Origin of the sequence: Paenibacillus xylanilyticus (assembly GCF_009664365.1) — a bacterium.
Lineage (GTDB): Bacteria > Bacillota > Bacilli > Paenibacillales > Paenibacillaceae > Paenibacillus > Paenibacillus xylanilyticus_A.
Genome location: NZ_CP044310.1, coordinates 1,991,086 through 2,016,816 on the forward strand (window position 1 = coordinate 1,991,086; position 25,731 = coordinate 2,016,816).

Sequence of the window (25,731 nt, forward strand, 5' to 3'; positions counted from 1 at the left end):
AACAGGGGAGCGAAGATTGTGGTCAGTATCAAGGATATCGCCAAAAAGGCGGGGGTTTCAATCTCCACCGTGTCTTATGCGCTGAATGGCAGCAATAAAGTGACAGATGAGACCAGCTCCAAAATTTTGGCCATTGCCAAAGAGCTGAACTATGTTCCGAACGCTGCCGCTCGTACGTTGAAGAAAAGGGAGTCCAAAATTCTTGGTGTATTTCTGACAGACTTTAGCGGAGATGTATACGGGGATTTGCTTAGTGGAATGAAGACAGTTTGCAACGCTCAGGGCTATGACTTGATTGTCTGCAGTGGCAAACAGTCCCACCGGATGCTTCCGGAGCGAATGATTGATGGGGCGGTTATACTCGATCATACGTTTGCCAGCGAGGAGCTGCTGCAATATGCCGATCGGGGACATAAAATTGTCGTTCTGGACCGAGAGCTTCATCATCCGAATATCAATCAGGTACTGCTGGATAACAAGGCAGGAGCTACACTGGCGATGGAACATCTGATCGAGCAGGGACATACGAAGATATATGTCGTAACTGGTCCGGAGGGTTCATTTGACTCGGCACAACGGATGAAAGCGGTAAGACAAGTAACCGAGCGGGAAGCAAATGTGGAATGGATCGAGATTGTAGGAGACTTTGAGAAAAGTGGCGGAGAGCAGGCCGCTGAGTTAATTATTCAAGAGTATACGAGACCGGCTGCGGTATTCTGTCTCAATGACGAGATGGCTATTGGTCTGTGTAATCGCTTGGCCGAAAGTGAGCTGCAGATTGGCCGGGATATTGATGTCATCGGTTTTGACAACATTGAACTGAGCAAATATGTTCAACCAAGGCTGGTCACCATTGACTATTCCAAAAGGAAATGGGGTTCCCTTGCAGCGGAGCAGTTAATCAAAATTATTGCCGGAGAACCGGTGGATCATGAACGAATCTACGTTACATTGGTGGAGGGTGGTTCAGTTTGCAGACAGGTTCCAGAAGATATCCCATTGCCTATTCGCCATGAACGGGTGGTTAGCTCTTGATGCGAGAGGATGACTACGTCAGTTGTATCATCACAAATAGCTTCAACGATGTCAGTGCTGTACCCCGAGAGACAAGGCTTAGAAGAATTACAGCATTCTTTTAAGCCTTGTCTCTTGGTATATGAACACAATAAAAAAGCCTCTCACAAGGAGAGGCTTGGCCATTAAAGGCCCTTGGTTTTGTCGTTGTTGTAGGCTGCAGTGAAAATGCCTGTCATGAACAAAGCAAGTACAATTGCAATAATCCAGAATGTCAATGAGAACGACATACACTTGCCACCTCCTGTACATTTAGCACTTTCTTCTATTATAACCAATAAAGGAAGAAAAGGAATGCCTATACAGAATCATTTGTAAAATAAAAAGTGAGTAGGTACAGGTCTGAGATTGCCGTCTGATGGATTGTTCACAACCCGATTGTTCAGGATTAGCGAGGAGGAGCCGCCGCCATCCAGATTGTAGGCATCCACTACGCCAAGTTTGTATAGACGACCCTGAAGCTCTTCTAGAGTCGCACCAGAGCTTCCGCTTTCGTTATATCCATCCACGACGATAATAAGCAGCTGATCATCCTTGTAATTGCCAATTACGGTACGTGGAGCCCTCTTGGGCGAAACCTTCCACTTAGCAGGAATGGCTGTTTTCTTGCCATTCTGAAGCAGGACAGGTACAAAAGTTGCACCGAACTGTGGTTTGAGGCGGTCCAGGGAGTTTTTATCAAAAAATTTGCCGCCTACCAGTTTGCCCGTATCGTTAAGTCCTACAAAAAACAGATCCTTGAAACTGGCTTGGAAGCCGTTCACATATTTACCGTCCATGACCGTTGTGCTGAGCGGGTATCGTTTGCCACCGCTATCCGCGAATCCGCCTGCATTAATTCCGGCGATTGCGCCATTTCGCTTAACGGCCTGCATGGTTGTCTCGGCCTTTCCAGGTTCACTGCTCATGGCCATTTTCATGGCCGTAGGGTTCTTCAGTTTAACTTTCATTGCGTAACCCTTATATGTGCCAGGGTTCACTCGATAGAGTTCAATTGTAAGCCGGTCACTGTTAACCCGTTCAATGGGAACGCCGAGCTTGGACGAAATACGCTGGTTGTATATCGTTTCCGGACGTGCGGCTTGTGCCGACGCCGATTGAACAATGGTAGACATCGTACTGGTCGTACGATTATACAGCTCTGTCGTTCTTTTAATAGAAGAAGAAGTTTGAACGGCAGCTTCCTTGGCCCCAGCAAGCTCCTGGCGTATAGCCTGGGTCTGGGGAGTAATCGTTTCCTCTGACAGTCCGGAATGAATCAAATCCCCGGGTTCAAGCGGGGGGCGAAACAGCAGCAAACAGATGATCAATCCAATAAAAGGAGCAAGTGCAAGCATAAAAAAACGATTAACCTGTTTTACGGGTGTAATCATTTGAGCAGGTCCATCTTTTTCTGGAGGGTTTCCAGTTGCTTTTTGACTTCGCTCAGCTGGGTGTACAATTTATTGCTGTTATCCGTTTTGTCGCTTGCATTATCCTTAGTAAACGTCAGCAGCTCGTTGAAGGATTGAACTTGTCCCTGCAGGTCGGCTACTTCCTTCGATATCGTTGTTAGCTGATTTTCATAGTCCGCTTTTAGCGCGGCAATCTGCTGCTGATTATGGGCCTGAATCTGACTAAGCATCTGCTTCTGAAGATGGTTACTATAGTAGTAGGTTCCCACAACTCCCAGTGCAATGAGAACAATCCACATGACCAGAAAAAGCTTGACTGAAGATCCGGCCTTGCCTTTGGCGCTCCGGGTGTGATGGATGTCAGAAGGTTGAGCAGAAGGTTTCATATCATCACTCCTGGTTATAAATAGTTTAAAAAATACCAATCCTCATTCTATCATGCCACTATTGATTACGCAAAAATGAAATTCTTTAAGTAATAGGATAAAAAGAGATTGCATCGGATGGAAGTCCTAGGATACAATTTCTTATAGATGCAATAAGTAGGAACTTTGGGCAGGATTTTCGACCTTTTTAGCTAGAGATGCAGGAAAATTATACTATATTTTGCATGAGTGAGGCATATATATTGCAATGTCATGATGCAGTTTTTGTGAAATAAAGCAGTTGTATGGCTGTTCATCCATTTATTCATCATATTTCGACATCATTCGACTTTGCTTCTTCTATACGTGGACTGTCGCAAGTATGGTGATAGAATCAAGGCAAAAAAGTAGAAAAGTATTTGTCCAATACATAACCAGGGGGAACAATCATGAAAAAAGTATGGCAGGTGGTCATCGTAGATATCCACCCCACCAGCATGCTGGGTACCAAATTGATATTGGAAGAGCAGCAGGATTTACTTGTACGGGGAATGACCTCAACAGGTACAGAAGGACTAGAATTGGTGAAGATCCATCAACCCGATCTTATTCTAATGGACTATCGGCTTCCTGAAGGGCAAGCAGATCCATATATTACTCAGATGAAGAATGCATCCGTGCATAGTCATGTTATTATTTTGACCGATGAAGACAATGTGAAGTTGTTTCGTCATCTTATGGGTCTTGGTGCAAGCGGCATGCTGTCGAAGCAGGCTTCCCCTAGCCAGCTGATTCACCTTATCTCCGGGCTGCGGGAGGGATGCGTATCCATTCCAATTTCCTGGCTTACAAGTACGGAATGGGCTCAGCCGACTGACTCTCCAGGAGAAGAATTTCTGGTGGAACTGACAGAAACCGAAACTTTTATCATGGAAAGAATTGTTCAGGGCGTAACCTATGATAAAATAGCCAGTGAGATTAACGTCAGCCGACGTTCCATTGATAACTATCTGCGCAAAATCTATGTGAAGCTGGATGTAAGCAGCCGCGCACAAGCTATTGAACGCTATGCCTTATATGCGAGACAGGCCAAGACGCTATCCTGAAAACCGTTCTTCATTTATAAAGGTGCAGGATTTGAATCAGGAGGCGGGTCCAATCGTCATATTCGGCGCTCAGCAGGAATAGGTTGAAGTGGTTGTGGACTGCGAGCACAGTTCGGAATTGATGAAAGGGGAACGGACCGATGAAATATTTCTTCGCCTCCCGTACAAACAGGCTGTTGTCTTCACCACTCCGGGATATTCGTGAAATGTCTGGCCGGGATTATTTCATTTCTCTGGCCGAAGAGTTACCTGCAGAGGAATTATTTCCGTTCAAGCTGCTGGAAGAAGCAGCCGTATCTGTATTCAGTTCTGGGCCATCTGCTCTTCAGTATGGTGAGCCAGGAGGCTACAGGCCTCTGAGAGAGTGGCTGGACACCGACTGGAATATCCGAAAAGACATACGTACAGTGCCAGAACAGATTTTATTAACCACAGGAACCCAGCAGGCAATTGATTTGGTGATGCGTCTGCTGCTGGAGCCAGGGGATTCCGTATTGGTAGAACACCCTACCTCTCCGGGTTGTCTTGAAGTTTTGGAAATGCAAGGGGCCAAAATTGTGCCTGTCCTTGGCGATTCAGACGGCATATTGCCAGATCTATTGGAGCACCACATGCAGCAGCTTAGACCGAAGCTGCTTTTTGCTGCGCCAAGCTTCTCGAATCCGACGGGCGTGCTGTGGTCCATGGAACGGAGAGAGGCTGTGCTTGATCTGTGCTCTCGTTACGGGGTTTTGCTTGTTGAGGATGACTCGTATGGAGAGCTCCACTTCGACGGTCTGGAGACGGCAGACTTCTATCGCAGGTTTCCTTCGTTATTTGCGCTAGATACTGCTGATCAAGGCGGGCATGTACTATATATTGGTTCGTTCAGCAAAACGGTTGCACCTGCACTGCGCACGGGCTGGGCCGCAGGACATCCTGCCTTGATACAAGCCATGGCTTCAGTCAAGCGGATTGCAGATGGACAGTCCAGTCCAATGAATCAGCGGTTATTATATCAGCTGCTCGCCCAGTCTCCATTTAAATGGAGTGACCATCTCTCCATGCTAAACCGGGAGTACAAAATCAGACTGAAGCTGATGCTTGAGCTGCTCAAAAGGCCTGGATGGAAAGGGGTTCAATATACCATTCCCAAAGGAGGCATGTATCTGTGGATTCAACTTCCCGAGGGGTTGGATAGCGGAGCACTGCTCAAAGTGGCACTTTCCAAAGGTGTGTCCTTTCTGCCAGGTTCTCTCTGCTCCACGGGTGTCCAGGATCACCGCCACATTCGATTGAATTTCAGTCATCCTGGACGCGACGAGCTGCTGCTGGGCATGAACCTGATCAGTGAAGCCATCTCAGAATTCACTGCTCGCAATTAGCAGCATGATACAGAGAGCGAGAGTGGGCTTTCTTCAAAAGAAAGTGAGATCTGCAATTCCTAAGTAAATAGATGAAATTTTGTTGAACAAATAAAAAGAGTTCATAACCCAAAGTAATTACCTTATTGCATCCACTAACATTTTTATATATAATATGTATTAATGAGTTGTTGTTTTCTTTATATATGTTGTATTCAACGCGATTTCAGGAGAAACACTCATATATTTTAATTAACGGGGGAACGAACATGTCCAACATTCTATTTGTAAAAGCAAACGACCGTCCTGCGGATCAAGCAGTCAGCGTAAAATTGTACGATGCATTTCTGAGCGCATACAAAGAATCTCACCCAGGTGACACCATCACTGAGTTGGATCTCTACAATACAGATATCCCTTACTACGGTAACACTGTAATTACAGGTGGATATAAAGCAGCTAACGGTATCGAAGCAACTGCTGAAGAGCAGCAAGCTGCTGCACTCGCAGCACAATTGCAAGATCAATTCCTGGCAGCTGACAAAGTAGTATTTGCATTCCCACTGTGGAACTTCACTGTTCCTGCACCACTGGTAAACTACATTTCCTACCTGAGCCAAGCTGGCAAAATGTTCAAATACACAGCTGAAGGCCCTGTAGGTTTGGTTGGCGACAAAAAAGTGGCATTGCTGAATGCACGTGGCGGCGTATACTCCGTTGAGCCAATGGCATCTGCTGAAATGTCCGTAAAATATGTAACAAACGTACTGAACTTCTGGGGTATCCAAAACCCTGAGCTCGTTATCGTTGAAGGTCACAACGCTTCACCTGATCGTTCCCAAGAGATCGTGGATGCTGGCCTGAAATTGGCAACTGAAGTAGCAGCAAGCTTCTAATCGCTATGATATAGAATTATTTAGAAAGAGCCTGTCATCTCCTCCGAGATGACAGGCTCTTTTGTATGCATCGTGATTGCTGAAACATTGATCTTGATTTAATTAACTGTTTATTTATTTTTGGACAATTGGCCAGAAGCTTCGTCTTCGAGTACCCGATACTGCTCAGTTGCCTCCGCAATTTTTCCTAGCTCTTCCACAATAAAATCCTCGGAGAAGTCCAGATTCCCTGGCACCATTAGATCATGCTCCAACGTATCATGGTCTTCCAGCATATGAGAATGCTCGATCAGGGCTTGTGCCCCTTTGATCGTAAGTACGTATTTACCGCGAGACAATCGTTCGAACCACCCATAGTAATTTTTCTGCAAAATGGCTGCAGCCGATCCGACTCCGGTTTCTCTTGCGAGTACGGCAGGAGAAGCTTCACCTTGGGTTCGCAGGGCAGAGGCGACACGCAGCGCCTTCTCCCGGTATGCGGTTACCAGCTGCCTGCGGGTACTGCCGCCCGTGTTATAGTCTCCGCTGCGTTCTTCGAATTCCCTCAGCAGCCGTTGACGTCTTACCCCACCTTTACGGGAAGGAATCCGGGTTGTACGGCGGTTCAATACCGCAGGCTCACACAGCACATCAATGAATGGTGATTTGGTCTTATAGAACGTCACCGTAATCAGGCCAAGCCCAAGCTGGTGGCACAGTGCTGTGAGTTCGCTCCAGCGCTGGTTAACAGCCCCGCGTTTGCTCCGATTGCGCTCTACAGCCAGATAAACGAATGGACTAAGTTTTAGCCTCTGCATCCCCTGAAGCAGCAGGGAAAGATTGAAGGTTTTTTTCATCTCCACAATAAGGGGCTCGTCTTGATCGGATCTGACTCCGACGAGGTCGCAATGTCTGACTTCAGCTTTGATCAGGAATCCCTGCTTTTCAAAAAAGGCTTTTAGTGGCGAATATAACTCGGTCTCGTATTTTACTGCCATCATTCCTCCTCCTTTCCCAAGAAGTTGTCCACGTCGGGACGTTGTCCGGTTTCCTGAATTTAGAACCTTAATTATATCATAACCGTGCATTTTTTTCTGAGGGCACAAGATGTCTGATAGAACAGGGAAAAGCTGAAATTATGAATTATGAATTGAAAAAAAGAGGTCAACTTATCCGATTTGCCGCATAGGTATGTAATACACTTTTCACAACAATACAAGACGTTTGGACAGAGGGTGGCGGGACTAATCCGGACCGCAGATTGGTATTCAAGCAGGAGCTGCAATTCTATTGATTTCTTCATACCATTCGGAATGGTTGACAATCACACTAAAGGAGCCATGGGAGGTACCAAGCATGAATATTTTTGAACGCGTTGCGGAATATCGGGCAGAGAGTGACCGTTTGTCTTGGAATGGAACATTTGAAGATTATATTGCTCTGCTGAGAGAGGACCCGACTCCGGCAATGACGGCTCACGCACGAGTGTATCAGATGATTGAATCGTTTGGCGTGGAAGAAGTCGGGGGGCATAAACGGTATAAGTTTTTTGAACAGGAGATTTTTGGACTGGATCGCTCCATTGAGAAGCTGGTCGAGGAATATTTCCATTCGGCAGCACGACGTCTGGATGTACGGAAACGGATCTTGCTCCTTATGGGTCCGGTAAGTGGAGGGAAGTCGACACTCGTCACTTTGCTGAAGCGTGGTCTTGAACAGTTCTCGCGAACGGAAAAAGGGGCCGTTTACGCTATCGAGGGATGCCCAATGCATGAGGAACCCCTGCACTTAATCCCTCTGGAGCTTCGTCCCGAAGTGGAAAAAGAGATTGGTGTCCGTATTGAGGGCAACCTGTGCCCATCCTGCCAAATGAGACTTCGCACCGAATATGGCGGGGATATCAGCCGCGTCAAGGTAGAGCGGGTTATCATCTCCGAGGACAACCGAATAGGGATCGGAACATTCAGTCCGTCTGATCCGAAGTCCCAGGATATCGCAGATCTCACGGGCAGCATCGACTTCTCGACCATTACCGAGTTTGGTTCCGAATCCGACCCGCGTGCGTATCGTTTTGACGGGGAGTTAAACAAGGCGAATCGTGGATTGATGGAGTTCCAGGAGATGTTGAAATGTGATGAAAAGTTTCTGTGGAACCTCTTATCGCTCACGCAGGAGGGCAATTTCAAAGCAGGCCGGTTTGCCTTAATCAGTGCCGATGAGATGATCGTTGCTCATACCAATGAGTCTGAGTACAAATCGTTTATTTCGAATAAAAAGAATGAAGCCTTGCAATCCCGGATGATTGTAATGCCTATTCCATATAATCTGAAGGTCTCCGAAGAAGAGAAGATTTATGGAAAGCTCATTCAGCAAAGTGACATGAAACATGTTCATATTGCACCGCACGCGCTGCGGACCGCAGCCATTTTCTCCATACTTACGCGCCTGAAGGAAACGAAAAAACAAGGCATGGATCTCGTCAAAAAGATGCGGATGTATGATGGTGAGGAAGTGGAGGGTTACAAGGAAGCTGATCTGCGTGAAATGCAAAATGAGTATCTGGATGAGGGCATGTCCGGCATCGATCCACGTTATGTCATCAACCGGATATCCAGTGCTTTGATTAAGCAAAACCTTCAGTGCATTAACGCGTTGGATATTTTGCGGGCAATCAAGGACGGTCTGGATCAGCATGCTTCCATTACCAAAGAAGAACGCGAACGCTATCTGAACTTTATTGCTCTGGCGCGTAAAGAATATGATGAACTGGCCAAAAAGGAAGTGCAAAAGGCATTTGTGTATTCGTTTGAAGAGTCTGCCAAAACGCTGTTCGAAAATTACCTCGATAACATCGAGGCCTTCTGCAACTGGTCCAAAATTCGCGATCCGTTAACCGATGAGGAGATGGATCCGGATGAGCGTTTAATGCGTTCGATTGAGGAGCAGATCGGCATATCCGAAAATGCGAAAAAAGCATTCCGGGAAGAGATTCTGATCCGAATTTCAGCATACTCCCGCAAAGAGCGCAAGTTTGAATACAGCAGCCACGACCGACTGCGGGAAGCGATTGAGAAGAAGCTGTTCGCAGACCTGAAAGACATCGTCAAGATTACAACTTCAACCAAAACACCAGATGCTACACAATTGAAACGGATGAACGAGGTTATCAAACGCCTAATCGAAGAACATGGATATACGGCAGCCAGCGCAAATGAACTGCTGCGTTATGTGGGCAGTCTGCTGAATCGCTAACAGGTTCAAAACCATTCCGGATCAGGCTCCTGATGCCTGCTGTGAGGCTCCTTCACGGCTGGTGAAGGAGTCTTTTTGCATGAACAGTGGATGAAATTTGCGAAAAAACTGACACCAGAAGTCAAATTCATGACAAATTAGTTCTAATGGTATATGTAAATTTAGGTCATTTAGTCTATAATCGGTACAGTCATTTTACAAATTGGTGTTTTTTAGTAGTTATTAAGGAGTTGACGGAACTAGTTATGAGTATTACTGCAGCAAGACAAAAGCAACTCGATTATATTGGACTCACCAGAGCGGATCTGCAATTGCTTGCCGACCACAGGCCGGTATTCCAGAAGGTTGTACATGACGTGGTGGATCACTTCTATAATCATGTCGGAGGTTATCCTGAACTCGCTGAGATGATTACACGGTTTTCTTCCATTGAACGGCTGAAAGAAACGCAGCAAATGTACTGGCTGTCCATGACGGACGGCATAGTGGACGACGCTTATATTGAACAGCGTATTGCGATTGGATTGGTACATTCACGCATTGGATTATCGGAAGATTATTATCTGGGGACATATATGGTTTATCTCGATATTGCAACAAGCATCTTTCAGCAAGTCATCCCTGATTCCTGGCATCGTGTGATTCAGGCGCTGAGCAAAATGTTTAATCTCGACGCCCAGCTTGTCCTTGAAGCTTATGAAAAGAAGGAAAAGGAAAAGCTGCACCAGCTTGCTGCAGAACAAGAGCATACTTTGACGGCCATTACGCAGATTACTCAGCAACTTACGGGAATGATCTGTGAATTGAATGAGAATGCCCAGGCTATTTCGGACGTCGCGAGAGAAACCGCTGCCTCGCAGGATCAAGCTCATGAATTGCTGGAGGCCTTAACAGATGAGATCCATCAGATCGGCAAGATGGGAGAACTCATTCGTGAAATTTCGGAGCAAAGTCATCTGGTCGGCTTGAATGCAGCCATCGAAGCTGCACATGCAGGTGAATTTGGCCGGGGGTTCGAGGTTGTTGCAAGTGAAGTCCGGAAGCTTGCCGCCAATTCCCGTGAGGCGCAGGGAAAGATCCAGGCCAATCTCGAACAGATTATGAGGAAGCTTGGAAGTGTACAGCAAGAGTCGCAGCACACATCTCAAGGAGCGAGACGCCAAGCTTCACGTTCGGAGGAACTTGCGGTATTTGCAACCACGATGGAAAAACTCGCACTGGATCTGAGAAAACTGGACAGGCAAGAATAGGCTGTTAGCAACCCAAGATCCTGCGATACCGTTTCTGGCTGTTTTAAGCTATAATGGGTAGACAAACCTGCCGAATGTCATAGTAAATGCAGCCGGAGACAGGGGATTTGAAAGAGGTTGAGGTGATCAGGTGGCTTCTATCCATGATGTGGCCAAAGAAGCGGGCGTATCTGTTGCAACCGTTTCCAAAGTGCTGAACGATTATCCCGATGTAAGTGACAAAACTCGCAAAAAAGTCAATATAGCCATTGAACTATTGAAATATCAACCGAATGTGGTGGCACGCGGACTTGTAAAACGCCGTTCATGGACGGTAGGGGTGCTGCTCACAGTTCCTTTTACCAATCCGTTTGTTTCGGAATTGCTGGAAGGAATCAAGACAGCACTGGAGAATAGCGGTTATGATCTGGTCCGTTTGTCCACGCGGTTCGACGATCCGGGATACTCGTTTATTAAACATTGCCGCAGCCGGAATGTGGATGGCGTTGTTGTGTTCGGAGAAGGAAGAGACAACAAAAGTATCGAGGAATTGGTTCAAGCCGAGATTCCGACCATGTTTATTGACACGGATTTGTTTGGCAAACGTGCCGGATATATTACTACGGATAACTCCAATGCGATTGCAATGAGTGTTAAGCATCTGCATGAGTTGGGTCATCGCAAGATTGCCTATATCTCGGGTACACTTGGCCCCGCCGTAGCCAATCTTCGGTTGGAAGGCTACCGTGAAGGATTGCGCGAATGCGGTATTCCGTATTCAACCGTGTATCTGGAAGTATGTGATTACTCCTTTGAAGAGGGGGGCAAGGCTGCACGGCGATTGCTGGCATTGAAGGATCAACCAACAGGGATCGTCTGCGCTTCAGACATGGCCGCATTCGGTGCGATTCATGAGATTGAGAAACACGGTCTAAGCGTACCTGAAGACATTTCCGTCGTTGGCTTTGACAATACGTATTACGCTCAGGTATTTAAACCGGGGTTAACCACGATTAATCAAAACATCTATTCGATCGGCATCAAGTCGATTGAGTATCTGATTGCAATGATTGAAAATCCCGATTATTCACCGCCGGTAATTACGGAGCCTTCCAATCTGGTTGTCCGGCAGACCACTGCACCTGTCAAAGGGTAACACTTCACGAATTAAGCACAGCTGATGGCTGTGCTTATTGGGTATGTAAAACGAGAACAGAATACATAGATGCCGTAAGGAATCTTCATGTTATAATCGCTTCATTTTTTAAAATTTAACAACGTATATTCATGTTCCTTAATACTGGAAATAAGTGTTGATTTTCGTCACTAGGACGTTTAGACTATAGACATCACTATTAACGGGTTTCTGATGTATGGCTGCCGTGCTGTAGAAGCTGGTGGTCACGAGTCTAAATGAAACGAAGGGAGTGCCTGTCACCCGGACAGTGCACTGCCTTCTTTTTTACATTATGCCTACATACAAGATACTTCCCGGTTGAAAGGAAAGACAGAGTGGAACATCTACATGGAACGTATAACTTGGAACTGGTTGTTTTATCTTACATTATTGCTGCTCTAGCATCATATGCTGCACTTGACCTTGCTGGCCGGGTAAGCTTGGCGAAAGGAATATCCAGAAGGGTATGGCTTGCCAGCGGTGCCATGTCCATGGGACTTGGCATCTGGTCCATGCATTTTGTCGGTATGCTGGCTTTTGTTCTTCCCATGCATGTCTCCTATTCCATGGACAAAGTTGTTCTGTCCGTCCTGCTCGCAGTTGCTGCTTCAGGGATTGCGTTACACATTGCAGGCCGGAAATCGGGCAATGTGCGCCAGATTGTTGCTGCCGGTCTGCTCATGACTGCAGGTATCACCAGTATGCATTATGTGGGTATGGCTGCCATGTCCGTTCCAATCAGTTATGAGGCAGATATCGTGCTTGCTTCTGTACTCATCGCAGCAGGTGCCTCCTTTGCAGCACTATGGCTTATGTTTTATTTGAGCCAGCACCGGACACGGTTCACTTGGGTTTACAAATTGGGCAGTGGGCTCATTATGGGGCTGGGAATCACAGGTATGCATTACACAGGGATGGCCGCTGCGCAATTTCATCAGCATTCGCATGCCCAGATGGTAAATTCCATGATGCAGATTGAACCCGGGCTACTGGCATACCTGGTTGCAGCAGGTACGTTCCTTACCCTTGGACTGACACTCTTTGGCATATATATCAATCAACGAATGTCCATAAAGGATCAGCGAATTCGTGAAAATGAGCAGTGGTATCAAGCTCTGTATGAGAACCATTCAGACGCCATTATATCGGTAAACAATGAGGGAATTGTCAAAGGAGTAAATGCTGCAGTTACGCGGATTACTGGATATCCGGAGCGATTAGTCATTCATCGCTCTCTGGATGAAATATTGAAGCATATTGATATCCACTGGAGTTCCCATGAGCTTCAAAGTGTGGATTTATCGGGTGCAAGCCTTGAACAGCGTTATTATACGGCAAGTATGAAAGGGATGGATGGGCAGCATCTGGATTTAAGCATTAGCGTCGTACCTGTTTTGATCGAAGGTACCGATGTTGGCAGCCATATTCTAATCAAGGATATTACCGAGGAGAAGCAGGCTCAGGAGATGATTCGTCATCAGGCCACACATGATCCGCTTACTGGCCTGCCGAACAGACGTAAACTGGATGAGGTGCTGGCTGAAACAATTGCAGCTTCCGAAATATCCAATCATGCGTTTGCCGTGATGGTGATGGATATTGACCGTTTCAAAATGATCAATGATTCGCTGGGCCATTCCATTGGAGATGTTTTTCTGAGGGAAGTCAGCGACCGAATTCTTAAGGCAATCCGTGCATCCGATCCTAAAGGGATGGATAACGTGATGCTGGCCCGAATGGGTGGTGACGAATTCACACTGGTCGTCATGAATGAACAGGGGAATGAGGAGCGTGTGACGAACCTGGCGGAACAAATTGTTGAAGCCATCCAATTGCCGTATCGGTTAAAAGAGAATGATTTTTACGTTACAGCCAGTATCGGTATTGCCATGTACCCGGAGCATGGAACGGAAGTGGATACCCTGTTGAAGCATGCGGACACCGCCATGTATGAAGTCAAAAAAAATGGCAAAAACGGATTTCAGTTCTATACTACACAACTTGATTCGGAATTGTATGAGCGTATTGAGCTGGAGGGATACCTGCGCAAAGCGCTCGAACGCAATGAATTGCTCCTGTATTACCAGCCGCAGATTCGCACAGCAGATAGCCGGATGATCGGTGTGGAAGCCCTGATTCGCTGGAAGCATCCACACAAGGGGATTTTGTCACCAAACGTGTTCATTCCCATTGCAGAGGAAACGGGTATCATTTATGACATTGGGAACTGGACGCTGCGGGAAGCTTGCAGGCAGATGAAAGAATGGCATGCTAGCGGCGGTCCGTTGATTCCGGTATCGGTAAACCTGTCCAGCCAGCAATTTCATCAGTCCAACCTCGTGGAGCAGGTTCAGCTTGCTCTGGAGGAAACAGGGCTGGAAGCTCGCTACCTGGAACTTGAAATCACGGAAAGCATGATGATGGATGCTTCAGTCTCAACAGGCATACTGAATCAGCTTACTTCCCTCGGAGTCAAGATTAGCCTGGATGATTTCGGTACAGGGTACAGCTCGCTGAGTTACCTGAAGCATTTTCCGATTCATAAGCTGAAGATCGACCGTTCGTTTGTTACAGACATCACCGAGAATCAGAGTGACCAGGCAATTGTGGCAACGATTATCACCATGGCACAGAATCTGAAGATGGACGTTATTGCAGAAGGCATTGAGACCAAAGGACAACTCGATATCCTGATGCAGAATGACTGCCGGGAAATTCAGGGATACTACTTCAGCCGTCCTCTGCCAGCAAGTGAAGTGGAGCATGATTTTTTTGTTCCGCTGCGCCTGCCGGGAAATTCCATCATTCTTGGATAAGTAAATTTGTTCCAACATGCCAAGCGGCAAGTCCCCGCCATACGCCAGGGACTTGCCGCTTTTTTTTTGGTACGCTTTTATATAGAAGAAACTTACATAAATTTCCTATGGTGCTTCTTGCCGTCATAGGTAAACCAGATCGGTTTATCCTCAACCCGGGTTTCCAGATGAACCGTTCGCCCCCAGAGCCGGTACAGATAAGGGAGGGTGCGCTCCATATACTTCAGGTCCAGTTCAATCCCTTCATACTGGTGCTTCAGCACAAGTTCACCAGTCCGCAGGTAATCGGCATCCTGAACGACCAGGTACGGAGATCCTCCGTTAATACGAGAGAATACAAGTTGATCGCGTATGTTTTCCCAGGACTTGTCGGTGATTTTCCAGTCCGGGCCTTTTTTCTCGAATACATAGAGATCCAGATCTTCAGTCAGCTGCTTCGTCATGTAATTACGGATGAAGGAGGTGTCGGAATCGAATTCACGAACCTCAAACATTTTGGCACGGCCCTGACCGGGTTTGCGGCCAAAGCGCTCCTGCTCTTCCCTGGAGGGATGATCCCAGCGGCGTTCAATATCTTCAAAGATTTTCAGCCCCAGATAATACGGATTCAAACTTTGTTTGGAGGGCTGCACCACGGAAGAATTTAATTTGGCAAATTCGATCGTGTCTTCACTACTCAGGTCGAGCTCGCGTACAATGCGTTGATGCCAGTAGGAAGCCCAGCCTTCGTTCATGATCTTGGTTTCCATCTGAGGCCAGAAGTACAGCATCTCTTCACGCATCATACTCATGATATCCCGCTGCCAATCCGTCAGCACTTCCGAGAACTCCTGAATAAACCACATGATGTCCTTTTCCGGCTCGGGCGGGAAGTGATGAACCTGAATTCCTTCGGATGGGGCTTCCTCTTTCTGCATATCATCAAGCGACCATAAGTCGTCATATCGTCCTTCTGGACGTGGGGCCTTTTCACCACGCTGCTCCCGCATTTTCATCTCCATATAACGTTGTTTGTCCAAATGACGGGGTTTGATGAGTTGAGGATCTACATGTTCCTGAATGGCGATCACGGCATCGATGAATGACTCAACAGCTTCGGTTCCGTACTCCATTTCGTAGTTGCTGATCCGGTCCGCCGTGGCGGCCATGCTTTCGACCATATTGCGGTTCGATTTGGAGAAACGGGCATTGTTTTTGAAGAAATCACAGTGTGCGAGCACGTGGGCCACGATCAATTTGTTCTGAATCAGGGAATTGCCATCCAGCAGGAAGGCATAGCAAGGGTTGGAATTAATGACAAGCTCATAAATTTTACTGAGGCCAAAATCATACTGCATCTTCATCTTGTGAAAGGTTTTCCCAAAGCTCCAGTGACTGAACCGGGTTGGCATTCCGTAGGCTCCGAAGGTATAGATGATGTCTGACGGGCAGATCTCATAACGCATCGGATAATAATCCAGGCCGAATCCATCGGCAATCTCCATAATCTCGGCAATGGCGTATTCTAGGTCGCGGATTTCATCTGTCATCTTACGCTGCCTCCTTCCCGTTTTTGGAAAAAGCTGCGCAAAGCTTTGTACACTTCGCCTTTTTCTTTGATCACATAGTACATAAACTGATCCATCTTAATATGTCGATAAGCCGACATTAATGTACTGCTGCGGTTATATTGATTGACCTCTCCATATCCAAACATGTTGCTGCGCTTCATTAGCTCACCAATCAATTTCACACAGCGTTCGTTATCCGAGGTGAGGTTATCCCCATCTGAGAAATGAAATGGATAGATGTTGTAGCTGGAAGGAGGGTAACGCCGATCGATGATATCAAGAGCCTTCATATATACAGAGGAGCAGATCGTTCCTCCGCTCTCGCCGCGTGTGAAAAATTCCTCTTCCGTCACTTCTTTGGCTTCCGTATGGTGAGCCAGGAACACAATTTCAACCTTCTCGTATTGGCGGCGCAGAAAACGGGTCATCCAGAAGAAGAAGCTGCGAGCGCAGTACTTTTCAAAAGAACCCATGGACCCGGAAGTATCCATCATGGCGATAATGACGGCGTTGGACTGCGGAATAATTTTGTCTTCCCATGTCTTGTAACGCAGATCATCCGGACTGATATGATGAATACCCGGATTCCCGGTTGTGGCATTGCGCCGGAGGTTTTCAAGAATGGTTCGTTTCTTGTCAATGTTGGACTGCATGCCTTTTTTGCGGATATCATTGAATACCACGGTATGTGTTTCAATCTGATCCTTGTCTTTCTGCTTCAGATCCGGAAGCTCAAGTTCAGAGAACAGCATATCTTCCAGTTCTTCAATGCTGACTTCGGCTTCTACGATATCATGACCAGGCTGATCTCCGGCTTTTTCGCCTTTGCCCGGTTTTTGTGAGGCAGGATCACGACCGATGACATCTCCGACCTGACTGTCACCGTCGCCTTGACCGACATGCTTTTGCTTTTGGTAGTTATACACAAAACGGTACTCATCCAGACTGCGGATCGGTACCTTGATGATTTGTTGTCCATCGGACATGATAATGTTTTCTTCGGTAATCAGATCAGGCAGATTTTGCTTAATGACATCCTTAACCTTTTGCTGATGGCGCTGCTGGTCCTGGTACCCTTTGCGGTGAAGCGACCAATCTTCCCGGGATACGACGAACGAGTAAGGCTGGTGTGAATTTGACATGTAGGCACCCCCCATTAATTACGCGGCACAGTTTGGCCTGTCGGTAATTAAGTATATTCACTGGCGGGGACGATATGTGATGCGAGAGGAGATAAAATGATACAATTTACGCGACTGCAATTTCGATCACCGCTCAAAATGCCTGCTGCAGCTTGAACTTTTTTACAGAAATGATGAACAAGTATGACAAACTTCCTTTAAAATAGGGACAGGCATTGAATTGGCATTCTCACAGGAATGCATGTAAAGGAAGGATTCCACTTGGATAAACGGGCCGTTAAAGCTTGGATTATGTACGACTGGGCCAATTCTGCATACGCGACCACAGTACTGGCCGCCGTTCTTCCGGTCTTCTATGCTTCGGTAGCTGCGGCAACACTGGATGAAGGCACAGCCGCATCTTATCTGGCCTATACGCACTCGATCGGGATGTTATGTGTGGCCTTGTTAACCCCGCTGCTGGGAGCGTTGTCGGATCTGTCTGGCCGTAAAGGGGATTTTCTGCGCGTCTTTGCTATCACGGGAATGATTGCAACACTGGGCTTCAGCACGGTTGGGGAAGGGGACTGGCTGCTGGCCTCCGCCTTGCTTGTCATCTCGACCATTGGATTTGCTGGCGGGAATACTTTCTATGATGCTATGCTGCCTGATCTCGTTTCTGCGGAACGCAGGGATATGATCTCATCCAAAGGGTATGCGTATGGTTACATCGGCGGAGGATTACTGCTGGCAGTCAACATGCTCATGATCCAGCAGCCTGGCTGGTTCGGGATGGGAAGTACACTGGCAGGTACGCGACTTGCCTTTATCTCCGTAGCGCTCTGGTGGCTGTTATTCTCCATCCCGTTGTTCCGTCATGCTCCACGCCGTCCTGCGGCACCGGATATGCCTGAATCGTGGAAGGGATACGCAGAGGTAGGCATACGCAGATTGCGCCAAACCTTTCGCCAGATGCTTCGTTTTCCCCAGCTGATTCGAATGCTGGTAGCTTTTTGGTTTTTTAATGATGGGATCAATACAATCATTCTAATGGCGACGATCTATGGGACAAGTATTGGCATCGGGACAGCGGATTTGATGCTTGCGCTGCTGCTCACCCAATTTATCGGTTTCCCATGCACCTTGCTGCTTGGCGCATGGGCACAGCGATGGGGGGCGAAGCGGATATTGATGTTGAGTCTGTCCATCTACGTGTGTATTGTTATCCTCGGATATTTCATGACAGAAGCCATCCATTTCTACTTGCTTGCCGGACTCGTTGGTGTAGTGCAAGGTATCAGTCAATCGACTGCCCGTTCATTGTTTAGCAACCTGATGCCCTCAGGCAGAACAGGGGAGTATTTTGGCTTTGTTAACATCACCGGCAAATTTTCATCCATTTTTGGTCCGTTTGTTTTTGGCTGGGTGGGCCAGATTACAGGTTCAAGCAGGTGGGGCATTCTTTCCCTGCTCTTTTTCTTCCTTGCAGGCATGGCTGTTCTAATGACAGTTAAGGTGAAGCAAGGCATGAACGACGCACTTGAGGCAGATCGGGAAGACAACCGTATTTTGGAATCCATTGCCCCTTCTCCTGGAGTGAACGCTAAGGCATAGTGGATCAATAAAACAGAACCTTTTTTGAAAAGAAATAATAAAAAAATAGCTGCTCCGGAACTGTTTATCAGAAACAGATTCGGAGTTTTTTCATGTTTGTGCACAGTCATATTTCGTAGGGACAGTGGAATAAGTATGGAGTGCTGAGTTGTCGGTGGAGGGTGAAGAGTGAACGGAAAAGGAAATTATGAAAAAGTGAAAATAAAAGATTGACATGATACATTTTGTATCATAGAGTAAAACTATGAATACACAACGTATCTGAAAGATGTCGAAACATCATAGAATTGGATTTGTACATCTTCTGTTTCTTCAGAAAAAAGGATGAGAATTCGATGACCAACTGCATGCTCATTATATTCGGACAGAGGAGGGGATGCCGGTGGTAGATGTTCAAGGTAACGGACTTGTCTTATTGCTCTGTGTCCCTCGTAGTGGAAGCTCACTATCCACCGTCATGCTGCAGAACCACAGCCGCATATTTGCAACCCAGGAAATGTGGTTTCTGATGAATCTGGTGGATCTGTCGAAAGCAGATGCTCGTCCTTACGGAGGAAGCCCCATTATTCGTCAATTTTATAGTTCCATGGTCTCAGATGATGTATATGAAAAGGCATGCAGGAGCTTTGCCCTTGAAATATATAACGGATTTCTGCAGGGGAATGCAGCAGATTTCGTTGTCGATAAATCTCCGCGTTATTACTATATGCTCGAATGGCTGGATCGACTTTTTCCAGAGTCCAAGCGTATCCACCTTCAGCGTAATCCACTCTCCATCGCTGCTTCCTACAAGAAAGTTAATCGTAACCAAGGAGAAGGGTTTGATCTGGTCAGCAGCCTAAAAAGCCCGCATCTGAATATGAAAGCCGTTGATCTTACGCTTGGCTTGCTTCGCTTAAATGATTATTTTGCAGTAAAGCATGCAAATGCACATGAGCTTCGTTATGAACAGCTGGTCTCCAAGCCTAAAGAAGAAGTTGAAAAGTTGTGTGAGTTTCTCGGCGTTGGATATGAAGAGGGCATGGAGCAATATGGACTTCATGTAAACAGTTCGAAATCCAACATGTTCTACAGTATGGGGGTCGGAGACCCGTTCTTGTCTACGCATCAAGAAGCACACAAAAATTCTGTTAACAACTGGAAAAGTATACTAAGTCCAACTGAAGTCGAAACATATTGCCGTGTTCTGGGGGCAGACGTGTTCCATCGTATGGGTTACTCTGAACAGCTGCAAGAGGCGGAACAATGGACAGGAGTTCGTTATGAAGCAGGCCCGGATCAGGAAGTCATTGAACGACTTGGTCATCAGTTTATGGAAGCAACAGGTTGCAGATGGCAACCGAGTTACAGCATACAGGGATCCCCATCCATAAGTACGGCGAGTGATGAGATGCACGGAGCAGCCCACCGTACGGAATCCGATACAGATCCAACCTTGGCTGCACTTGCCACAATCAGACAATTGGAAGCAGCACTTCGTGCAGCAGATAACCGCTTGGAGCGAGGATACAGTGAGCAGGAACGATTGAAGAGGCAGCTGGCATCTGCTCATAGCAAGCTTCAGCGAATTAAATCCTGGATTCCATTTGGTCATCAAATCAGTGCGTGGGCATCCCAGCGCAAGATCCTTCGGGGAGGAAAGTCATGAGTGCCATAGCGGGAATTGTTCATACCGATGGTCAGGAAGCGTTTTGGGAAGATAGCTGGCGTCTGTACGCGAGCCTGGGACATATTCCGGCAGATACAACCGGGGTTTGGAAAGGGAACCAGGCATTCCTGAGTTGTCATGCTCAGTGGATCACACCCGAGTCAGTCCATGAGAAGCTGCCTTTGGTTGATGAGGTCAGTGGTCTCACAATAACCGCGGATGCTATTTTGGATAACCGGGAGCAGCTCGCTGATCAGTTATTCATCTCCAGAAGCCAGTTGTCCGTCCTCTCGGACAGTGAACTGATCTTGCGAGCCTATCAGCAATGGGGTGAACAGGCAGCCAGCAAGCTGATTGGTGACTTTGCTTTTGCAATCTGGGATGACCGCAAGCGGACATTGTTTGCAGCGAGGGATATCACCGGCATGAGGACGTTATATTATCGGCATGACGGCAAACGTTTCTCATTTTGCACACTGATTGGCCCTCTGCTTGATCTGGACGGAGTCACCAAGGATTTGAATGAGACCTGGTTATCCGAATTTCTGGCCATCCCCGAAATGCATGGCTCGGCAGATATTCACATGACGGCTTATTGTGGAGTGAACCAGTTACCTCCTGCTCATACCCTGGTCTTCCGAGCAGCCACTCTCCAAGTGGAACTGAAGCAGTATCATCGCTGGGACGAAGTAGAGCCGCTGCTTCTCAAATCCGATGGGGAATACGTTGAAGCATTCCGCGATGTATTCACTCAGGCGGTCAGTGCCCGCTTACGAACCCATCGGCAGGTAGCAGCTGCATTAAGCGGTGGATTGGATTCCGGTGCTGTTGTCGGCTTTGCTTCTGGCTCCCTGCGCAGTCAGGGGAAGAGGCTGAATGCGTACAGTTACGTGCCTGTGTCTGATTTCACGGATTATACTTCCAAAACGCTGCTGGCTGATGAACGACCTTTCATTCGCTCCACAGTGGATCATATCGGGAATATATCGGAGAACTATCTTGATTTTGAGGGCAGAAGTCCTTTTAGTGAGATCGATACCTGGCTGGACATGATGGAAATGCCTTATAAGTATTTCGAAAATTCGTTCTGGATCCGAGGGTTTTACGAAAAGGCAAGCCAGCAGGATGCAGGTGTGCTCCTTACAGGAGCCAGAGGGAATTTCACGATCTCCTGGGGACCAGCCCTGGACTATTACGCGAGTCTGATGAAACGCGGCCGCTGGCTACGCATGCTGCAGGAGATGAGGCAATATTCCCATCGAACCGGCATGAAATTTTCCAGAATTGCTCGTATTACCGCACAAAAAGCCTACCCGGAACGTTTCCATACTGCCTCGAAGGGGGCTGCCAATGTCGCGACGAGCCAACTTATACATCCGGAATTTGCGAATAGAACTGGGGTGCTGGAGCGACTCGGATCACTGGTTATGCTTCAGGGAGGCGCTAGAGCAGATGCGCTGAAAGTAAGAGCCGAGAAATTCAACAATCTGGCCATAGCAAATAAGAATGGAGCAGTAGCTACCAAATGTTCCTTGCGTTACCGGGCATGGGAGCGTGATCCCACCAGTGATGCCCGTGTCATACAGTTTTGCCTGTCGGTACCCATCGAACAGTATGTCAGCAAGGGAACAGATCGCTCCCTGATCCGGCGTGCAACTTCACCTGAATTGCCTGATAAGGTGAGACTCAATCAACGTGTTCGCGGCATACAGCCCGCGGATTGGCTGCACCGGATGATCCCTGATTGGGGTGCTTTTACCGCAGAAGTGCAGACGCTATGTTCTGATAGTCGTGTAGCCGGCATATTAAACACCGACCGGATACGATTGGCGCTTAAAAACATTCCGCAGCCGCGGCCTGAACTTGCTTCTCACCCCGATATGCGTTTGATGATGCACAGCCTGATCGTATATCGCTTCATCCGCAAATTTTGAACGTTAGATTTACATACTAGGCAGCATTGTAAACTCTTGAAAGGAGGTGACAACAATGGAAAAGAAAGAATGGCAAGCACCTGCACTGGAAGTGTTGGAAGTAAACCAAACTATGGCTGGAACTGGATTCAGACAAATCGACTGGATCTCCGATCACGATGCTGATCTCTACGATCCAACTTCCTAAGTTATTAAGTTTTACGAAGAGCTATCATACTTAAAGGGCGGAAAGACAAGATTATCTTTTCGCCTCCGCCCTTATATTTGATTCCTATGAATATAAGGGCTTTTTTACATTCAGCATTGCTAAGGAGGAGTCATTCATTGTTGCCTGTGCAGTATGAAGCATATGGATTGCGTTGGCTAAGCCAATTTCAAATGCCAGAACTCCAGATCGTGCAGAACAGTAGTCAGGATGCTGGTGATATTGACGTACATATCCAGTCTGCCGATTTAACCACGCTTTGGGAAGCGTGGGATGTGGGGAATGAAAATTTCGTATCTCGTGACGGCAGTCTTTTTTTTCGAATTGAAGATGCAGGCATCTTCCTGATTGAGCAAGGACGCAGAATTATCGTTAACCCTAAGCAGGACGCTGATGAAAAAAAGGTCCGATTGTTTATTCTAGGTACTTGCATGGCCGTCATCATGATGCAGCGGGGCATCCTTCCACTACACGGAAGTGCTGTAGTTATTGATGGCTGGGCTTATGCATTTGTGGGGCACTCAGGTGCTGGGAAATCCACTTTATCAGCGGCTCTGGCTTCACGGGGGTATCCGCTTTTGACCGATGACGTCGTTGCACTAACCTGGGATGCCGGAGGAAGAGCTATTGTATCTCCAGGGTATCCGCAGCAGAAGCTGTGGCAGCCCAGCCTGGATGGGTTTGGCATGAAAGAAGAGAATTATGCCACCGTGCATGCCGAGATAACGAAGTATGCGATACCGGTTCAGCATTATTTTCATGAGAGATCTGTCCCGCTTGCCGGCATTTTCGAGCTGAATCCCAAACCGGATGACGTAAGGAAGCCTATTCAATTGACGCAGGTTCACGGATTGGAAAGACTTCACCTGCTGTGTACACATACCTTCCGAAGTACTCTTGTCGCAAGGCAAGGCCTTGCACAGTGGCTGTTCGAGACTGTTTCCAGATTATCAGCGAGCGTAGAAATTGGTAGATTGACGAGGTCCGGTTCTGATTTTACTGCATTTGAGATGGTTGAACGGATCACAGATCATGTACGTAAAGGGGTGCACACAGAACAATGAAAAGTACAAAACAATTCGATTGGAAAGATCGTGTGAAGCAGAAGGAAGGCAATCTTGTCAGTGATATGGGCGGAGAAAAGGTCATGATGAGTATACAAAGTGGAAAGTACTACAATCTGGGCAGTACTGGCGGGCGCATCTGGGAACTGCTGTCTCAGGAACGGACAATCGCGGGCTTGGTTGATGTTCTGGCTTCCGAATACGAGATTGATGCAGATACTTGTCATGCGCAAGTCATTCCGTTTCTTGAGCACATGTCCCGTGAGGGATTAATCGACGTTGTTTACGAGGATTAAGACGATGTTACGCAAAATCAAAGCTTATCGTTCATTGCCCCGTGAAGTCAGGCTTATGGTATGGGAGGCTTATATTCATTTGGGGTGGGCACGAATCCTCAAAGCCAGACCTTTTGCCAAAATTGCCCCTGGGCTCGGAACAGCACAATATGAAACCTCGATGAACGGATTGAATCGAAATCAGATTATAGCGATTAGACATGTTTCCAAGGCCATTTTGCTGGCGAGCAAGTACACATTATGGGAAAGCCGCTGTCTAGTCATGGCGATCGCTGCAATGAAGATGCTGGAACGCCGCAAAATAGAGAGTACGCTGTACATGGGAACTGCACGTAATAAGCAAGGACAAATGATGGCTCATGCCTGGCTGCGAAGTGGGAAGATTATCGTAACCGGAGCAGATACTATGGACCAATATACGGTTGTCGGCGTGTTTGGCAAGCGTTGTCCGGAGAAGGGAACTGGAGAAATTGTCTATGAATCCTGAATTTGATGACTATACAAAAGGGTTTCCACAGGAGCTCAAGCTCATTTTGATAATCATGAGAGATGAGCTGCACGCACTTGCTCCGGAAGCAATCAAAGCTATAACCGAAGGAATAGACTGGAAGCTCTTTCTAAGACTTGTCTATCATCACAGATTGTATTCGGTCCTATATATGAAACTCAAAACATTAGAATCTCCTTTCATTCCTGTGTCTGTTGTGGAGAGTTTAAGGCAGGAATATACGGCGAATACGTTTCGCATGCTGCATCTGACCGCGGAGATGGAACAGGTCTGCGGAGCTTTTAATGAACAGGGAATTCGAAGTATTACGTTAAAAGGACCAGCACTCGCCCACGATCTCTACGGAGATGTATCCTTAAGAACATCCAAGGATTTGGACATTCTTATTCCTTTTGATGATGTGGATTCTGCCGAACAGATTCTGGAAAGGCTCGGTTATGTATCCAAGGAAGGCAAACGGCGCCCTACGGTGCAGAGCTGGAAGTGGCGGGAGCATCATATCTGTTACAAGCATCCTCTCAAGAAAACGCAAGTGGAAATCCACTGGCGCCTTAATCCGGATTCCGGAAAAGAAACGGACTTTGAGCTGCTGTGGCAGCGCAGTCGATTCAGTACGTACACGCAAACCCCGATCCGCATGCTGGAAAGAGAAGACTTATGGGCATATCTGGTAACTCACGGCGCCCGACATGGCTGGTTCAGACTGCGCTGGCTCATGGACATCGATCAGATGATTCGCAGCATGCCTATAGATGTAAACCTGTTAACCAGACGCCTGAAAGCTGAAGGGCGGCTCGTTATTGGTGCACAAGCGCTTCGCCTTGTATCCGTGCTGATGAACACACCACTGGATGCTGATTATCGCAGCTTAATGTTCTCTCAAGAACGAGCAGGAGAACGGCTGGCTAAGCATGGGGTTTTATTTATGAATGATATGCTGGACACGCCGGCGAATTTACGTAGTTACCGCTCCTATCTGTTTGCACTGAGAAGTACCAGACAGAAGATGTTTTTCTTCATTGAACGATTATATCCAAGTACCTGGGATGTGGAACAAATGCCGCTTCCACGCTCTTTGCACTTTTTGTATTTTCCGTTACGTCCTTTCCTCTGGTTCTGGCGGCGAATGAAAAGGAACGCGATGACGGAAAGGGGTTAAC

21 protein-coding genes are annotated in these 25,731 nt (G+C 47.2%); 16 read left to right on the forward strand and 5 right to left on the reverse strand.

Annotated elements, in window-relative coordinates; genetic code table 11:
* Positions 1–18: 18 nt before the first annotated feature.
* The gene (locus tag F4V51_RS09065; protein WP_153977727.1) at positions 19–1,035 is read left to right on the forward strand and encodes a LacI family DNA-binding transcriptional regulator; all 1,017 of its coding nucleotides are present in this window, start codon (positions 19–21) and stop codon (positions 1,033–1,035) included.
* Positions 1,036–1,382: 347 nt separating this feature from the next.
* Here the strand turns inward: F4V51_RS09065 and F4V51_RS09070 are convergent, their stop codons facing one another.
* Together F4V51_RS09070 and F4V51_RS09075 are read right to left on the reverse strand one after the other, a co-directional pair.
* A complete protein-coding gene (locus tag F4V51_RS09070; protein ID WP_153977728.1) occupies positions 1,383–2,447 on the reverse strand; it encodes a phosphodiester glycosidase family protein in 1,065 nt (354 codons plus the stop codon).
* On the reverse strand, positions 2,444–2,854 hold the full coding sequence (locus tag F4V51_RS09075) for a uroporphyrinogen-III C-methyltransferase (RefSeq protein ID WP_095359067.1): 411 nt from the start codon (positions 2,852–2,854) through the stop codon (positions 2,444–2,446). The genes F4V51_RS09070 and F4V51_RS09075 overlap by 4 nt, the downstream gene beginning before the upstream one ends.
* A 428-nt stretch (positions 2,855–3,282) precedes the next feature.
* Between F4V51_RS09075 and F4V51_RS09080 the strand changes: the two genes are divergently transcribed.
* The 3 genes from F4V51_RS09080 (at position 3,283) to F4V51_RS09090 (ending at position 6,178) form a co-directional block, all read left to right on the forward strand.
* Complete coding sequence (locus F4V51_RS09080; protein ID WP_153977729.1) at positions 3,283–3,939, forward strand: response regulator transcription factor; 657 nt, start codon at positions 3,283–3,285, stop codon at positions 3,937–3,939.
* Positions 3,940–4,079: 140 nt separating this feature from the next.
* Entirely contained in the window at positions 4,080–5,303 is a 1,224-nt protein-coding gene (locus F4V51_RS09085; protein ID WP_153977730.1) for an aminotransferase-like domain-containing protein, read from the forward strand.
* Between the two features lie 185 nt (positions 5,304–5,488).
* Positions 5,489–6,178: an FMN-dependent NADH-azoreductase gene (locus F4V51_RS09090; protein ID WP_397332082.1), complete on the forward strand. Its 690-nt coding sequence runs from the start codon at positions 5,489–5,491 to the stop codon at positions 6,176–6,178.
* A 110-nt stretch (positions 6,179–6,288) separates the two neighbouring features.
* On the opposite strand, the gene F4V51_RS09095 is transcribed toward F4V51_RS09090, so the two are convergent.
* Entirely contained in the window at positions 6,289–7,155 is an 867-nt protein-coding gene (locus tag F4V51_RS09095) for a DUF2161 domain-containing phosphodiesterase (RefSeq protein ID WP_153980629.1), read from the reverse strand.
* A 358-nt stretch (positions 7,156–7,513) separates the two neighbouring features.
* Here F4V51_RS09095 and F4V51_RS09100 point away from each other — a divergent pair, with 358 nt between their 5' ends.
* The 4 genes from F4V51_RS09100 (at position 7,514) to F4V51_RS09115 (ending at position 14,631) form a co-directional block, all read left to right on the forward strand.
* Complete coding sequence (locus F4V51_RS09100; RefSeq protein WP_095288253.1) at positions 7,514–9,409, forward strand: PrkA family serine protein kinase; 1,896 nt, start codon at positions 7,514–7,516, stop codon at positions 9,407–9,409.
* 245 nt (positions 9,410–9,654) lie between these two features.
* Complete coding sequence (locus F4V51_RS09105) at positions 9,655–10,659, forward strand: globin-coupled sensor protein (RefSeq protein ID WP_153977731.1); 1,005 nt, start codon at positions 9,655–9,657, stop codon at positions 10,657–10,659.
* 130 nt (positions 10,660–10,789) lie between these two features.
* On the forward strand, positions 10,790–11,794 hold the full coding sequence (locus F4V51_RS09110; protein WP_153977732.1) for a LacI family DNA-binding transcriptional regulator: 1,005 nt from the start codon (positions 10,790–10,792) through the stop codon (positions 11,792–11,794).
* 356 nt (positions 11,795–12,150) lie between these two features.
* Positions 12,151–14,631 (forward strand): EAL domain-containing protein, encoded by a 2,481-nt coding sequence (locus F4V51_RS09115; RefSeq protein WP_153977733.1) that lies wholly within the window; start codon positions 12,151–12,153, stop codon positions 14,629–14,631.
* Between the two features lie 92 nt (positions 14,632–14,723).
* Here F4V51_RS09115 and F4V51_RS09120 read toward each other — a convergent pair whose 3' ends face one another.
* A complete protein-coding gene (locus F4V51_RS09120; protein ID WP_153977734.1) occupies positions 14,724–16,160 on the reverse strand; it encodes a SpoVR family protein in 1,437 nt (478 codons plus the stop codon).
* A complete protein-coding gene (gene yhbH, locus F4V51_RS09125) occupies positions 16,157–17,323 on the reverse strand; it encodes a sporulation protein YhbH (RefSeq protein ID WP_095288248.1) in 1,167 nt (388 codons plus the stop codon). Before yhbH ends, F4V51_RS09120 begins: the two co-directional genes overlap by 4 nt.
* 261 nt (positions 17,324–17,584) lie before the next feature.
* Between yhbH and F4V51_RS09130 the strand changes: the two genes are divergently transcribed.
* From F4V51_RS09130 to F4V51_RS09165, 8 genes are all read left to right on the forward strand, one after another.
* Entirely contained in the window at positions 17,585–18,916 is a 1,332-nt protein-coding gene (locus tag F4V51_RS09130; protein WP_153977735.1) for an MFS transporter, read from the forward strand.
* A gap of 376 nt (positions 18,917–19,292) precedes the next feature.
* The gene (locus F4V51_RS09135; RefSeq protein ID WP_153977736.1) at positions 19,293–20,564 is read left to right on the forward strand and encodes a sulfotransferase family protein; all 1,272 of its coding nucleotides are present in this window, start codon (positions 19,293–19,295) and stop codon (positions 20,562–20,564) included.
* Positions 20,561–22,498 carry an asparagine synthase-related protein gene (locus F4V51_RS09140; RefSeq protein ID WP_153977737.1) on the forward strand — a complete coding sequence of 646 codons (1,938 nt, stop codon included), beginning with the start codon at positions 20,561–20,563 and terminating at the stop codon, positions 22,496–22,498. The genes F4V51_RS09135 and F4V51_RS09140 overlap by 4 nt, the downstream gene beginning before the upstream one ends.
* A 55-nt stretch (positions 22,499–22,553) precedes the next feature.
* Positions 22,554–22,685 (forward strand): paeninodin family lasso peptide, encoded by a 132-nt coding sequence (locus F4V51_RS09145; RefSeq protein WP_110821067.1) that lies wholly within the window; start codon positions 22,554–22,556, stop codon positions 22,683–22,685.
* A gap of 137 nt (positions 22,686–22,822) precedes the next feature.
* On the forward strand, positions 22,823–23,767 hold the full coding sequence (locus F4V51_RS09150; RefSeq protein ID WP_153977738.1) for an aldolase: 945 nt from the start codon (positions 22,823–22,825) through the stop codon (positions 23,765–23,767).
* Positions 23,764–24,063 (forward strand): lasso peptide biosynthesis PqqD family chaperone, encoded by a 300-nt coding sequence (locus F4V51_RS09155; protein WP_153977739.1) that lies wholly within the window; start codon positions 23,764–23,766, stop codon positions 24,061–24,063. The genes F4V51_RS09150 and F4V51_RS09155 overlap by 4 nt, the downstream gene beginning before the upstream one ends.
* A 4-nt stretch (positions 24,064–24,067) precedes the next feature.
* A complete protein-coding gene (locus F4V51_RS09160) occupies positions 24,068–24,550 on the forward strand; it encodes a lasso peptide biosynthesis B2 protein (RefSeq protein ID WP_095288242.1) in 483 nt (160 codons plus the stop codon).
* Complete coding sequence (locus F4V51_RS09165; protein WP_153977740.1) at positions 24,540–25,730, forward strand: nucleotidyltransferase domain-containing protein; 1,191 nt, start codon at positions 24,540–24,542, stop codon at positions 25,728–25,730. The genes F4V51_RS09160 and F4V51_RS09165 overlap by 11 nt, the downstream gene beginning before the upstream one ends.
* Position 25,731 lies beyond the last annotated feature (1 nt).